Genomic DNA, 13,264 nt, shown 5'->3' on the forward strand with positions numbered 1-13,264 from the left:
TCACTTTGCTGAACGCTGGATTTAGGCAGCATAACCATAATTTCCGCGATTCGCGCACATTAGCTCATCGCCATGATAGGCAGGCCTCACCGCGCACAGGCCCGCGAACTGCGCAGACACCGGGAAACCGGCCCCAAAATTTTGCGAAAGTCGCACGATCGCGACGCGTCAGGTGGCCACCAGGTCATCGGCGTGCACCGCAGGCCGACGCAGCTCGACGGGTAGGTCATGGGTCGATCGACCCATCATCGTGGTCAATTCGACCGCGTCGTAAGCCACCACCCCGCGGGCAACGGTTTGCGCGTCGGGCCCGCGCAGATCGACGACATCGCCACCATGAAATTTGCCGGTTACCGCGGTGATACCCGCAGGCAGCAATGACCTCCGCTGCTTGACCACCGCGCGCACCGCGCCGGCGTCCAGGTCCAACGCACCCGCCGACTCGGCGGCATAGCGCACCCAGAACCTGCGGGCGGACATCCGCTCCGGGCGCGGCGCGAACACCGTGCCGACCGAGGCGTCGTCGAGGGCGGCGGCAGCGTCGGACGCGGCCGCCAACAGCACCGGTACCCCGGCATCGGCGGCCAGCAGCGCCGAGGACAGCTTGGATGCCATACCCCCGGTGCCAAGGCTGCTGCCGGCACCGGCCACCACGCCGTCGAGGTCTCCTTGCGCGGCAACCTCCGGGATGAAGCGGGCATGTCCCTTGCGGGGGTCGGAATCGTAGAGGCCGTCGATATCGGAGAGCAGGATCAGCGCGTCCGCCCCCACCAGGTGCGCCACCAACGCCGAGAGCCGGTCGTTGTCGCCGAACCGGATCTCGTTGGTGGCCACCGTGTCGTTCTCGTTGACGATCGCCACGGCATGCAGGGCACGCAGCCGGTCCAGCGTCCGTTGGGCGTTGGTGTGCTGCACCCGCATCGAGATGTCATGCGCGGTGAGCAGCACCTGGCCGACGGTGCGGTGGTAGCGGCCGAAAGCGGCACTCCAGGAATTGACAAGGGCCACCTGACCGACGCTGGCGGCGGCCTGCTTGGTGGCCAGGTCCTTCGGCCGCTTGGTCAGACCGAGCGGTTCGATACCGGCAGCGATGGCCCCCGAGGACACGATCACCACGTCCGAGCCTGCCTTCATCCGACCCTCGATGGCATCGGCGAGGTTGGCCAGCCGGGAGGCGTCGAACACCCCGGTCGGCGCGGTCAGCGCGGTGGTTCCGATCTTGACGACGACGCTGCGCGCGGTGCGGATCGCGTCGCGGTATGCGCTCCGGTCATGATTCGCTCCGCATGCGTCGCCCGAGTCATGATTCGCTCCGCAAGCGTCGCTCATTCGCCGCTCTCCCGGCGCGCCTTCCGTGCCGCCTTACGCTCGTCGGCCCCCACTCGCTCGGTCTGTTCCAGTCGAATATCGGTGCCACGTCCGGACAGGTGCGTGTCGATACCGGCCGGTGTCTGCGGCTCCCAGTCGAAGGTGACGTCACCGATGGTGACCGCACACCCGGGTGTCGCGCCCAGCTTGAGCAATTGGTCTTCGACGCCGAGGCGGGCCAGCCGATCACCCAGATAGCCGACGGCCTCGTCGTTGTCGAAGTTGGTCTGGGCGATCCAGCGCTCGGGCCGGGTGCCCCGGACGATGAACCCGCCCTGCCCGTCCGCCGAGACGGTGAAGCCCGTCTCGTCGACGGGGATCGGCCGGATGATCGGGCGCCGCGGCGCCACCTCCGGCTGGGCGGCCCGATACGCTGCGACCAGTTCCCACAATGCAAAGGTCAACTGGCGCAAGCCTTCCCGGCTTACCGTCGAGATCTCGTAGACCGGCCAGCCGTACTTCTGGGCCACTTCCTCGCGGACGAAGTCGGCCAGCTCCTTGGCATCGGGCACGTCGATCTTGTTCAGCACCACGGCGCGCGGACGGTCGGCGAGATCGCCGAGGGTGCTATCGCCCTGCAACGTCGGCTGATAGGCCGCCAGTTCGGCTTCCAGCGCGTCGATATCGGAGATGGGGTCGCGGCCGGGCTCCATGGTGGCGCAATCGACCACGTGCACCAGCACCGCGCACCGTTCGATATGGCGCAGGAAGTCCAGACCGAGGCCGCGGCCCTGGGACGCGCCCGGAATCAGACCGGGGACATCGGCGACGGTGTAGGAATGATCCCCTGCCGACACCACGCCGAGATTGGGCGCCAGCGTCGTGAACGGATAGTCGGCGATCTTGGGTTTGGCCGCCGAGATCACGGACACCAGTGACGATTTGCCGGCGGACGGGAATCCCACGAGGCCGACGTCGGCGACCGTTTTGAGTTCCAGCGTGAGTTCGCGGGTCTGGCCCTTCTCCCCCAGCAGCGCGAAGCCGGGCGCCTTCCGGGCCCGAGAAGCCAACGCGGCGTTGCCGAGTCCGCCGCGGCCACCGGCGGCCGCTTCGAAACGCGTTCCGGCGCCTACCAAATCGGCCAGCAGCCGCCCTTGCTCGTCGAGCACGACGGTGCCGTCGGGCACCCGCACCTCGAGATCGTCTCCGGCCGCGCCGTCCCGATTGCTGCCGGCGCCCTGCTTACCCGAGGGCGCGCTGACGTGTGGATGGAAATGGAAGTCCAGCAGGGTGTGGACCTGAGGGTCGACGACCAGGACGATGCTGCCGCCCCGGCCACCGTTCCCACCGTCGGGCCCGCCAAGGGGTTTGAACTTCTCGCGGTGCACCGAAGCGCAGCCGTTGCCGCCATTACCGGCCTGCGCGTGGATGACCACGCGGTCGACGAACCGGGGCATATCAGGTCCTTCCTAGAAAAAGTGAAGCTGCCGAGAGTCCTGTCTGGAGAACTCGCAGCAGCTTCACCTTCGCGGAAAGTCCTCGAAAAACTAGGCTTCCTGGACCGACGGTCGCACGATGTTGACGGTGCGGCGGCCACGCTTGGCGCCGAACTCCACAACACCGGGGGCGGTGGCGAACAGGGTGTCGTCGCCGCCACGGCCGACGTTCACGCCGGGGTGGAAGTGGGTGCCGCGCTGCCGCACCAAGATCTCGCCGGCCTTGACCACCTGGCCACCGAACCGCTTGACGCCGAGTCGCTGGGCGGCGGAGTCGCGACCGTTGCGCGAGCTGGAAGCGCCCTTCTTATGTGCCATGTCGTTCGCCTCCTACTACTTGATTCCGGTGACCTTGAGGACCGTCAGCTGCTGACGGTGGCCCTGCCGCTTGTGGTAGCCGGTCTTGTTCTTGAACTTGTGGATGCGGATCTTGGGACCCTTGGTGTGCTCGAGCACCTCGCCGGTGACCGCGACCTTGGCCAGCTCATCGGCCGAGGTGGTGACCTTCGCGCCGTTGACGACGAGGGCGACGGGCAGCGAGACGGACGAACCCGGCTCGGACTCGATCTTCTCGACCTTGACCACGTCACCGACGGCGACCTTGTACTGCTTGCCGCCGGTCTTGACGATTGCGTACGTGGCGTTATCGGCTGCCATCGTTAGTGTTCCTCTACTTCGTTCTTCTGGGCGCGCGCAATCGGTGACGGTGCACGTGCAGGTCTTGTTTGCGAACTGAGCCAGCTTTCGCGGCTGCAAGCCTCGCGACAACTGGTCAAGGGTACGTGAGCAGCGTGGACAGGGTCAAACCGCGCCCCCAGGGGGGCCTGCCGGCCGGGCCGCCGCGCGGCGCCGGGGACGCCGGCCCGCCGGTGTGACCGCCTCGGCCGACGGCTCGTCGCCGACGACGCCCAGCTCAGCCGGGGTGCCATCGTCGTCGGTGTCGTCGTCCTCGGAGTCGTCGTCCTCGAACTCGTCCTCATCGTCCGAGTCCTCGTCGTCGGAGTCCTCGTCTTCGTCGTCCTCGAACTCGTCGTCGTCGTCGTCCGAGTCTTCGTCGATGTCCTCGTCGATGTCGTCGGCTTCGTCTTCGTCGGCGTCGTCCTCGGAGTCGTCGTCCTCGGAGTCGTCGTCGAACTCGTCTTCGACGTCGTCGTCGATGCCGTTGGCATCCTCGGGGCCATCGGCCGCCGTCAGCTCGTCGTCGGCCCCGGTGATGGTCTCGGCATCGTCCTCGCCGGTCCCCTCGTCCACGGTGTCATCGTCGAACGCCTCGGCGTCCTCGTCGTCGTGCTTGCCGTTGGCCGCGGCCATCGCCTTGAACATCGGGTGCTCACCGGCGGCGTGCGCCGGCACCTTCGCCACCTGGACCTCTTCGGGCTTGGCAGCCTTCTTGCCGCGTTTCCCACGCCGTCCGCCACCGCCGCCACCACCGGCGCCTCCGCCGGACTCGGCCTTGCGGGCCACCGCCTGCGCGGTGTCCACCGGGTCGACATGCAGGACGATGCCCCGGCCCGCGCAATGCGTGCACGTGGTCGAGAAGGCCTCGACGAGGCCGGTGCCCAGTCGCTTGCGGGTCAGCTGAACCAGGCCCAGCGAGGTCACCTCCGACACCTGGTGCCGGGTGCGATCGCGGGCCAGCGCCTCGGTGAGTCGCCGCAGCACCAGATCGCGGTTGGACTCCAGCACCATGTCGATGAAGTCGATGACCACGATGCCGCCGATATCGCGCAGCCGCAGCTGGCGGACGATCTCCTCGGCCGCCTCGAGGTTGTTCTTGGTGACCGTCTGCTCGAGGTTGCCGCCGGCGCCGGTGAACTTGCCGGTGTTGACGTCCACGACCGTCATCGCTTCGGTGCGGTCGATCACCAGCGTGCCGCCGGACGGTAGCCACACCTTGCGGTCCAGGGCCTTGGCCAGCTGCTCGTCGATGCGGTGCACCGCGAACACGTCCGGGCCGTCCGGCGTACTGGGCTCGTATTTGGTCATCCGCGAAACCAGTTCGGGAGCCACCGAGTTCACGTAGCCGTTGATGGTGTTCCAGGCCTCGTCGCCGGACACGATCAAGCCGGAGAAGTCCTCGTTGAACAGGTCGCGGATCACCTTGACCAGCACATCGGGCTCTTCGTAGAGCGCGATCGCGGCGCCGGCCTTCTTCTGGGTGGTCTCGGCAGCCCTGGCCTCGATCTCGGTCCAGCGCTGCTGCAGACGCTCGACGTCCGCGCGGATGTCCTCTTCTTTGACACCCTCGGATGCCGTGCGGATGATCACGCCGGCGCCGGCGGGCACCACCTCCCGCAGGATCTCCTTGAGTCGCTGCCGTTCGGTGTCGGGCAACTTACGGCTGATCCCGGTCGACGAGGCGCCCGGCACGTACACCAGGTACCGCCCGGCCAGCGAGATCTGCGTGGTGAGGCGGGCACCCTTGTGCCCGACCGGATCCTTGCTGACCTGCACGACGACGTAGTCGCCCGGTTTGAGCGCCTGCTCGATCTTGCGGTTGTTGCCCCCGAGGCCCGCGGCTTCCCAGTTGACCTCGCCGGCGTAGAGCACGCCGTTGCGGCCGCGCCCGATATCGACGAAAGCGGCTTCCATCGAGGGCAGCACGTTCTGCACGATGCCCAGGTAGATGTTGCCGACGAGCGATGCCGATGCCGCCGAGGTCACGAAGTGCTCGACCACGACCCCGTCTTCGAGCACCGCGATCTGGGTGTAGCGGGCACCCTCGTGCGGCGGCTCGGTGCGGATCTTGTCCCGCACGATCATCGTGCGCTCGACCGCCTCGCGGCGGGCCAGGAATTCGGCCTCGCTCAGGATGGGCGGACGCCGGCGGCCGGCATCACGGCCGTCGCGGCGGCGCTGCCGCTTGGCCTCCAGCCGCGTCGACCCGCTGATGCCCTGGATCTCGTCCGATTCCTTACCGGACTTACCGGACCGTTCCCGCGGCGCCCGCTCGTGCACCACGGTGTTCGGCGGATCGTCGGGCGAGCCCTCCTCGGAATCACCGTTGTCGCCATTGCCGGTCTTGCGCCTCCGCCGACGGCGTCGCCGGCGGCTGCCGCCCTCGGAGCTGCCCGCCTCTTCACCGGTGTCGTCATCGGTGTCCTCGGCGTCGTCGGTATCGTCGCCGCCGGCCTGCTCACCGGTGTCCGTACCGCCCTCTGCGTCGGCGTCCTCACCGGCCTCGTCGGGGTTCTGCTCACCGCGGCCACGGCCGCGGCCCCGGCGTCCGCGCCGGCGCCGGCGGGCGGCCGGTCGATCGGACTGCCCATCCTCGCCGTCGGCCTCGGCGTCGTCGACATCGGCGTCCGCGTCGTCGCCCTCATCGGTGTCGTCGCTCTCGTCGGCATCGGCCACCCGCGGCTGGAACTCGACCGGTTGCGGCGCGACGAACAGCGGCAGATAGGGCGCCGGCTCGACGTCGGCACGCGGGCTGAGCTCGCTGGCGACCTCGAGTTCGAACGCGTGGGGGGTTTCCAGCAGCAGCCGGGATTCGGGCTCGGCGGTCACCACCTCGACGGCCTCGGCCACCTCGGACGGCTCGACCGATCCGGTGGGGACCGGCGGCTCGTCGGGCTGAGAGTCGACGGCTGCGGTGGTCTCGGTGACCTCGGCGGTCAGCACGTCGACCGCTTCGGCCACCTCGGCGGGCTCGACCGACCCGGTGGGTACGGGTGGCTCGTTCTCGGCCGCCTCGGCCGCGGTCAGCACATCGCGGACACGCTCGGCCTCGGCCTTGTCGACCGTGGAGTGGGGGCTGCGCGCGCGGCCGTCCAGTTCGGCGAGCACGTCGACGATGCGCTTGCTGGTGGTGCCGAGCACGCGGGCCAGCGAATGGACTCTCAGCTTCGCCGGCAGTTCCTCGTGCTGCGCAGGTTGGGAAAGGTCTTGGGTATGGGCATCTTCGGCCACGTATTCTCCTCAAGCCCCCGGGCGCGTCAGTTCGACGCGGCCACGCGAGGGCTTCCGCTATGGATCCGGGACACTTCCCCCGGACTTGTCATGGTCTCGCCCCGAGCGGTTCTGGATGAACCCACTCGGTGCCTGGCTGAATGATGGCTGGACGGTCGGCGCCACACCGCTTGGTGGCGATGGTCGCGCTCGTCGAAGTCTTCATCCGAGAGGCCGGCCCCGTTGTGGCGCCGGTCTCCCACCGCCAGTATCCCATACCGCGGGCCGGAATCTGACGAAGCGGCCGAACCGCGAGCTAAGCGCCTGCCAAGCCCGGGAACCAGAGGGCGATTTCCCGGGCCGCCGACTCCGGCGAATCCGAGCCGTGCACCAGGTTGTCCTGGGTGACCAAGGCCAGGTCGCCACGGATGGTGCCTGGCGTGGCCTTCTCCACCGGATCCGTGCCGCCGGCGATCTGACGGAACGCGGCGATCGCGCGCGGTCCCTCGACCACGGCAGCCACCACGGGGCCAGAGGTGATGAACTCCAGCAACGAGCCGAAGAACGGCTTGCCGTCATGCTCGGCGTAATGCTGGCGGGCCAGCTCGTCGCTGACGACCTTGAGTTCCAGAGCCGCGAACGTCAGGCCCTTGCGCTCGATCCGGCTGACAATCTCACCGATCAGGTGCCGTTGGACGCCGTCGGGCTTGATCAGAACAAGGGTGCGCTCAGTCACGGCGGACAGCGTACCGGTCGGTAACCGATCCGAGAAATCAGTCCTCGCCGCCATCGCCGCGGGGGTTTTGACCAGGCAAGAGGCCGCGTTCTTGGCGGCGTTTGACCTCGCCGCGCAAGAAGATCAACAACACCCAGACCAAGGCGAAGAGCACCCCGATGAAGCCGATGCCCCAGTGGATCAACGCCCCGCCGACGAACACCAGCTGCACGCCGAGATTGATCCAGATGGCACCGGGTCGACCCTGCATACCCGACAGCAGCACCAGCAACACCGCCATGCCGATCAGGAAGCCGCCGGAACGCCAGGTCAGGCCGCCGGTGCCGACCGACACCACCGGCAGCGCCAGCAGCACGACGATGGCCTCCAAGATCAGCGTGCCGGCCATCACGCCACGGAAGCTCTTCCAGGGATCGGGGGCGCTCATGCCGGATCCCGCCCGAACAAGGTCCGTGCGGCGCCCGCCGTCACCACCGAGCCGGTGATGACGATGCCGCTGCCGGAAAGACCCTCCCCGCCGGCGGAGTCCTCCACCGTCGCGATGGCTGTCTCGATGGCATCGGGCAGGGTCGCGGCGCTGATGACGCGCTCCTGGCCGAACCGTTCCTCGGCGCGCAGCGCCAGCTCCTCGACGCTCATGGCGCGCGGCGAACCGTTGTGAGTGACGACGATCTGGTCGAATGCGGGTTCCAGCGCCGTCAGGATGCCGTCGACGTCCTTGTCCCCCATCACCGACACCACGCCGACGAGATAGCGGAAGTCGAACTCCTCGGCCAGCGCGGCGGTCAGCGCCGCGGCACCGGCCGGGTTGTGCGCGGCGTCCAGGAAGACCGTTGGCGCGTTGCGCACCCGCTCCAGCCGGCCAGGACTGGCCGCGGCAGCGAATCCCGCGCGGACGGCGTCGACGTCGAGTTGGCGGTGCGCGCCGGCCCCGAAGAACGCCTCGACCGCCGCCAGGGCGAGAACGGCGTTGTGCGCCTGATGCTCGCCGTGCAACGGCAGGAAGATGTCGTCGTACGTCCCGCCGAGCCCCTGCAGGGACAACACCTGACCGCCGATGGCGATCTGGCGGCTGAGCACCGTGAACTCCGAATCCTCCCGGGCCACCGCGGCGTCGGCCGTGACGGCTTGGGCCAGCAGCACCTCCATCGCCTCCGGCGGCTGGCGGCCGATCACCGCGACGGTGTCGGTGGGCACCAGGTCATCGACCTGTTTGGTGATGATGCCGGCCTTCTCGCCCGCGATCTGGGCGATGGTGTCGCCCAGAAACTCGGTGTGGTCCATCCCGATCGGGGTGATGACGGCCACCGGCGCGTTGACCACGTTGGTGGCGTCCCACCGGCCGCCGAGGCCGGTTTCGACCACCGCGACGTCGACGGGGGCATCGGCGAAGGCCGCGAACGCCATCACGGTGAGCACCTCGAACTTGCTCATCTTCGGCCCGCCGGCCGCTTCGGATTGCGCGTCGACGAGTTCGACGAACGGTTCGATCTCACGGTAGGTGGCGACGTATTGCGCTGGGCTGATGGGCTTTCCGTCGATGGAGATACGCTCGACGGCCGATTGCAGGTGCGGACTGGTGGTCCGCCCGGTGCGCCGGTGCAGCGCGGTCAGCAGGGCATCGACCATCCGAGCAACCGACGTCTTGCCGTTGGTGCCGGCGATGTGGATGGACGGGTAGCTGCGCTGCGGTGAACCCAGCAGTTCCAGCAGCGCCTCGACGCGCGCGGTGCTCGGCTCGATCTTGGTTTCCGGCCACCGCTGGTCGAGCAGGTGCTCGACCTGCAGCAGCGCCGCGATCTCGTCCGGGGTGGGCTCCGGATTGCTCATCGCAACCCGGCGAGCCGCGCCGTGATGCGCTCGACCTCTTCCTGGGCCAGCTGACGGCGGCCCTTGATCTTGTCGACGACGGCCTCGGGCGCCTTGGCGAGGAACTCGGCGTTGCCGAGTTTGCCTGTGGTTTGTGCCAATTCCTTCTCCGCCGCGGCCAGGTCCTTCTCCAGACGGCGCCGTTCAGCGGCGACGTCGACGGTGCCGGAGGTGTCCACCTCGACCACCACGGTGCCCTCGGTCAGGCGCACCTCGACCGATGCCGACGCGCTGAACCCGTCGGCCGGTTCGGTGAGCCAGGCCAGCGCGGTGACCGCGGGCAGTTGTGATTCCACGTCGGCGGTGTTCAGGCCGCTGAGCCGGGCCGGCACCCGCTGCCGGTCGGCCAGGCCCTGGTCGCTGCGGAACCGGCGCACCTCGGTGACCAGCTTCTGCATATCGGTGATGCGCCGGGTGGCGACCGCATCCGGGGCGAAGCCCGATGGCTCGGGCCAGTCGGCGACGACGATCGACTCACCGCCGGTGAGCGTCTTCCACAGCGTCTCGGTGACGAACGGCATCACCGGGTGCAGCAGTTTGAGCAGGGTGTCCAGCACCGCGGCGAGCACTGCTGTGGTGTGCGAAAGCCCCTGGGAAATCTGGACTTTCGCAAGCTCGACATACCAGTCGCAGAACTCGTCCCAGGCGAAGTGGTACAGCGCCTCGCAGGCGCGGCTGAACTCGTAGCTCTCGAACGCCGCGTCCGCCTCGGCGCGCACCTCATCGAGCCGGCCCAGGATCCAGCGGTCGGCGTCGGTCAGTTCACCGGCCGCCGGCAGCGGGGCCGGTGCGGCGCCGTTCATGAGGGCGAACTTGGTGGCGTTGAACAGCTTGGTGGCGAAGTTACGTGACGCGCGGGCATGGTCTTCACCGATGGACAGGTCACCGCCGGGGCTGGCCCCACGAGCCAGGGTGAAGCGCAGCGCGTCGGCACCGAACTTCTCCACCCAGTCCAGCGGGTCGATGCCGTTGCCCTTGGACTTGCTCATCTTGCGGCCGAATTCGTCGCGAATCAGGCCGTGCAGGAACACATTCCGGAACGGCACGGAACCGGCACCGATCGCGTCGTCACCGGCGACGAAGGTGCCGAACATCATCATCCGGGCCACCCAGAAGAACAGGATGTCGTAGCCGGTGACCAGCACGCTGGTCGGATAGAACTTCTCCAGCTCCGGGGTGCGCTCGGGCCAGCCCATCGTGGAGAACGGCCACAGCGCCGAGGAGAACCAGGTGTCGAGCACGTCGGGGTCCTGCTCCCAGCCCTCCGGCGGGGTCTCGTCGGGACCCAGGCACACCTGCTGACCGTCGGGTCCGTGCCAGATCGGGATGCGGTGCCCCCACCACAGCTGGCGCGAGATACACCAGTCGTGCATGTTGTCCACCCAGGCGAACCAGCGCGGTTCCAGGCTGGCCGGGTGGATGACGGTGTCACCATCGCGCACGGCGTCACCGGCGGCCTTGGCCAGCGATTCGACCTTGACCCACCACTGCAGGCTCAGCCGCGGCTCGATGGGTTCGCCGCTGCGCTCGGAATGCCCGACGCTGTGCAGGTAGGGCCGTTTCTCGGCGACGATGCGGCCCTGCGCGGCCAGCGCCTCGCGCACCGCCACCCGCGCCTCGAACCGGTCCATTCCGTCGAATTGCGTTCCGGTGCCGGTGATCGCACCGGTGATGTCGAGGATCGAGGGCATCGGCAGGTTGTGCCGGACGCCGATCTCGAAGTCGTTCGGGTCGTGCGCGGGCGTGACTTTGACTGCGCCGGTCCCGAATTCGGGGTCGACGTGCTCGTCGGCGACGATGACGATATCGCGGTCGAGGAAGGGGTGCGGCAGGGTCGTGCCGACCAGGGCGCGGTAGCGCTCGTCGTCGGGATGCACCGCGATGGCGGTGTCGCCGAGCATGGTCTCCAGCCGGGTGGTGGCCACCACGATATGCGGCTGCGTGTCGTCCATGGAGCCGTACCGGAAGGAGACCAGCTCGCCCTCGACGTCCTCGTACTTGACCTCGAGATCGCTGATCGCGGTTCGCAGCACCGGCGACCAGTTCACCAGCCGCTCCGCCTGGTAGATCAGCCCGGCGTCGTAGAGCCGCTTGAAGATGGTGCGGACGGCGCGGGACAGGCCCTCGTCCATGGTGAAGCGGTCACGGCTCCAGTCCACCCCGTCGCCGAGCCGGCGCATCTGCCCGCCGATGGTGCCGCCGGATTCGCGCTTCCAGTCCCACACCTTCTCGATGAACAGTTCGCGCCCGAAGTCCTCTTTGGTCTTTCCGTCGACGGCGAGCTGCTTTTCCACCACCGATTGGGTGGCGATGCCGGCGTGATCCATGCCGGGCAACCACAGCACCTCGTAGCCCTGCATGCGCTTGCGCCGGGTCAGGGCGTCCATCAGGGTGTGGTCCAGGGCGTGGCCCATGTGCAGGCTGCCCGTCACGTTGGGCGGCGGCAGCACGATCGAGTACGGCGGCTTGGTGCTCGACGGATCGGCGGTGAAGTAGCCGGCGTCGACCCAGCCCTGGTACAGCTCGCTCTCTACCGCACCCGGCTCCCAGGACTTGGGCAGGGCATCGGCGCGCGAGGAAGGGCTGGCAGTCACCGCTCGATTCTAAGGAAACCGCACGCGTGCCCGAACAAGCCCCCGTTCCCGGTGCTGTGTGGAGATTTCTGGCACCCGCGCGACGGCCGACGATATCGGTGCTCGGAACTGAGGCGTTCAGTTCAGTCGGGTGGTCTCCAACGTCACACCGGCCGCCGGTAGCCGGGTGAGCAACGCCTCACCCATCGCCGCCGCCGGGGTGAGCACGCCGCGCAGGTCGGAGAGCCGGTCGCGGTCGAGGGCCAGGGCCAATCCGCTCTCACCCAGCAGCACGGCGGTGGCCTTGTAGCCGGGGTCACCCTGCTGGGCGATGACGGCGCGGTAGCGGGCGCCACCGGTCGTGGTGGTGTAGGTCTCGATGCGGTAATGCCCCTTGTCCCGGGTGCGTTCGCTGGGCCCGCTACCAGGTTTGGGGGTGATCCGCTCCAGCAGCGCCGCAGGCACCTTGTCGAGGTACTTCATCCCGAGTCCGATGGCCGCGGCGTTGACCGCCGTGTCCAGCGCCGACGCCACGGGCGCCAGGACGGACGATCCGGTGCTCATGTGCTCGCCGTAGCGGAACTTCCGGCCGTACGCCCAGTCCAGCAGCGCGTTGCTGCGGCGCACTATTCGCGAGTTGGGTGCCGCCATGGCGAACGCACCTGTCCAGAGCCCGGCCAGTTCCGGTGCGATCTGGGCACCGCGACGCCATGGCGTATCCGACTGGTGGCCGAGCTCGGGTTCGGCGGCACGGTCGGTGCTCAGCGTGTAGGGGTCGAGCATCGCCTGCCGGATCTCGGGATCGCTTGCGGCGGTGCGGAAGAACTCCACCATCGACGCGACGGTGCCACCTGAGACGCCGCCGGCGAACCGGCGCAGCACCAGATCGGTGTCGGTGAGCTCGCCCGTGCCGTCCTCGCGGGCGCGGCGATACAACGCGTACACGGTGAGATCCGAAGGGACGGAGTCGAATCCGCAGGAGTGCACGATGCGGGCACCGGTGTCGGCGGCCTGCTTGTGGAATTGGTGGGCGCTGTCGCGGATGAACGGGGTCTCGCCGGTCAGGTCGGCGTAGTCGGTGCCGGCTTCCACACAGGCTGCCACCAGCGGCAGCCCGTAGCGGGTGTAGGGCCCGACCGTGGTGACCACCACCTGGGTGCGGGCGGCCATCGCCGCCAGCGAGGCCGCTGCGCTGGTATCGGCCTCGATGATGGGCCAGTCGTGTGCGGGCTCGCCGAGGGTGTCGCGCACCGCACGCACCTTCTCGGCCGACCGGCCGGCGAGCGCGATCCGGGCCGGCGCACCGGCTTTGGCCAGGTATTCCGCGGTGAGTTTGCCGGCGAACCCGGTGGCACCGTAGAGGACGAGGTCGAATTCCCGCTGCGTGGTCATGC

At 68.5% G+C, this 13,264-nt stretch carries 10 protein-coding genes; all 10 read right to left on the reverse strand.

The window, feature by feature from the left end; all coding sequences use genetic code 11:
* Positions 1-168 precede the first annotated feature (168 nt).
* The 10 genes from proB to SBI67_RS17645 all read right to left on the reverse strand — a co-directional run bounded on the left by proB (position 169) and on the right by SBI67_RS17645 (position 13,262).
* A complete protein-coding gene (gene proB, locus SBI67_RS17600; RefSeq protein ID WP_318981781.1) occupies positions 169-1,329 on the reverse strand; it encodes a glutamate 5-kinase in 1,161 nt (386 codons plus the stop codon).
* Positions 1,326-2,765: a GTPase ObgE gene (gene obgE, locus SBI67_RS17605; RefSeq protein WP_318981782.1), complete on the reverse strand. Its 1,440-nt coding sequence runs from the start codon at positions 2,763-2,765 to the stop codon at positions 1,326-1,328. The genes proB and obgE overlap by 4 nt, the downstream gene beginning before the upstream one ends.
* Positions 2,766-2,855: 90 nt before the next feature.
* Positions 2,856-3,122: a 50S ribosomal protein L27 gene (rpmA, locus tag SBI67_RS17610; protein WP_024452952.1), complete on the reverse strand. Its 267-nt coding sequence runs from the start codon at positions 3,120-3,122 to the stop codon at positions 2,856-2,858.
* Between the two features lie 15 nt (positions 3,123-3,137).
* The gene (gene rplU, locus SBI67_RS17615; RefSeq protein ID WP_024452951.1) at positions 3,138-3,461 is read right to left on the reverse strand and encodes a 50S ribosomal protein L21; all 324 of its coding nucleotides are present in this window, start codon (positions 3,459-3,461) and stop codon (positions 3,138-3,140) included.
* 144 nt (positions 3,462-3,605) lie between these two features.
* Entirely contained in the window at positions 3,606-6,713 is a 3,108-nt protein-coding gene (gene rne / locus SBI67_RS17620; protein ID WP_318981783.1) for a ribonuclease E, read from the reverse strand.
* 295 nt (positions 6,714-7,008) lie between these two features.
* Entirely contained in the window at positions 7,009-7,428 is a 420-nt protein-coding gene (gene ndk, locus SBI67_RS17625; RefSeq protein WP_024452949.1) for a nucleoside-diphosphate kinase, read from the reverse strand.
* 37 nt (positions 7,429-7,465) lie between these two features.
* A complete protein-coding gene (locus SBI67_RS17630; protein ID WP_318981784.1) occupies positions 7,466-7,855 on the reverse strand; it encodes a DUF4233 domain-containing protein in 390 nt (129 codons plus the stop codon).
* Positions 7,852-9,258, reverse strand: a complete 1,407-nt coding sequence (folC, locus tag SBI67_RS17635) for a bifunctional tetrahydrofolate synthase/dihydrofolate synthase (RefSeq protein ID WP_318981785.1) — start codon at positions 9,256-9,258, stop codon at positions 7,852-7,854. The genes SBI67_RS17630 and folC overlap by 4 nt, the downstream gene beginning before the upstream one ends.
* On the reverse strand, positions 9,255-11,891 hold the full coding sequence (locus SBI67_RS17640; RefSeq protein WP_318981786.1) for a valine--tRNA ligase: 2,637 nt from the start codon (positions 11,889-11,891) through the stop codon (positions 9,255-9,257). Before SBI67_RS17640 ends, folC begins: the two co-directional genes overlap by 4 nt.
* Before the next feature lie 117 nt (positions 11,892-12,008).
* Positions 12,009-13,262, reverse strand: coding sequence for a saccharopine dehydrogenase family protein (locus tag SBI67_RS17645; protein WP_318981787.1), 1,254 nt, complete (start codon positions 13,260-13,262; stop codon positions 12,009-12,011).
* Between the last annotated feature and the right edge of the window lie 2 nt (positions 13,263-13,264).

The organism is Mycolicibacterium chengduense, from assembly GCF_033741155.1.
In the GTDB taxonomy this organism is placed as follows: domain Bacteria; phylum Actinomycetota; class Actinomycetes; order Mycobacteriales; family Mycobacteriaceae; genus Mycobacterium.

Coding starts and splice junctions, on each gene's coding strand:
- proB (WP_318981781.1), bottom strand. CDS start 1,329: ATGAGCGACGCTTGCGGAGCGAATCATGACTCGGGCGACGCATGCGGA.
- obgE (WP_318981782.1), bottom strand. CDS start 2,765: ATGCCCCGGTTCGTCGACCGCGTGGTCATCCACGCGCAGGCCGGTAAT.
- rpmA (WP_024452952.1), bottom strand. CDS start 3,122: ATGGCACATAAGAAGGGCGCTTCCAGCTCGCGCAACGGTCGCGACTCC.
- rplU (WP_024452951.1), bottom strand. CDS start 3,461: ATGGCAGCCGATAACGCCACGTACGCAATCGTCAAGACCGGCGGCAAG.
- SBI67_RS17630 (WP_318981784.1), bottom strand. CDS start 7,855: ATGAGCGCCCCCGATCCCTGGAAGAGCTTCCGTGGCGTGATGGCCGGC.
- folC (WP_318981785.1), bottom strand. CDS start 9,258: ATGAGCAATCCGGAGCCCACCCCGGACGAGATCGCGGCGCTGCTGCAG.
- SBI67_RS17645 (WP_318981787.1), bottom strand. CDS start 13,262: ATGACCACGCAGCGGGAATTCGACCTCGTCCTCTACGGTGCCACCGGG.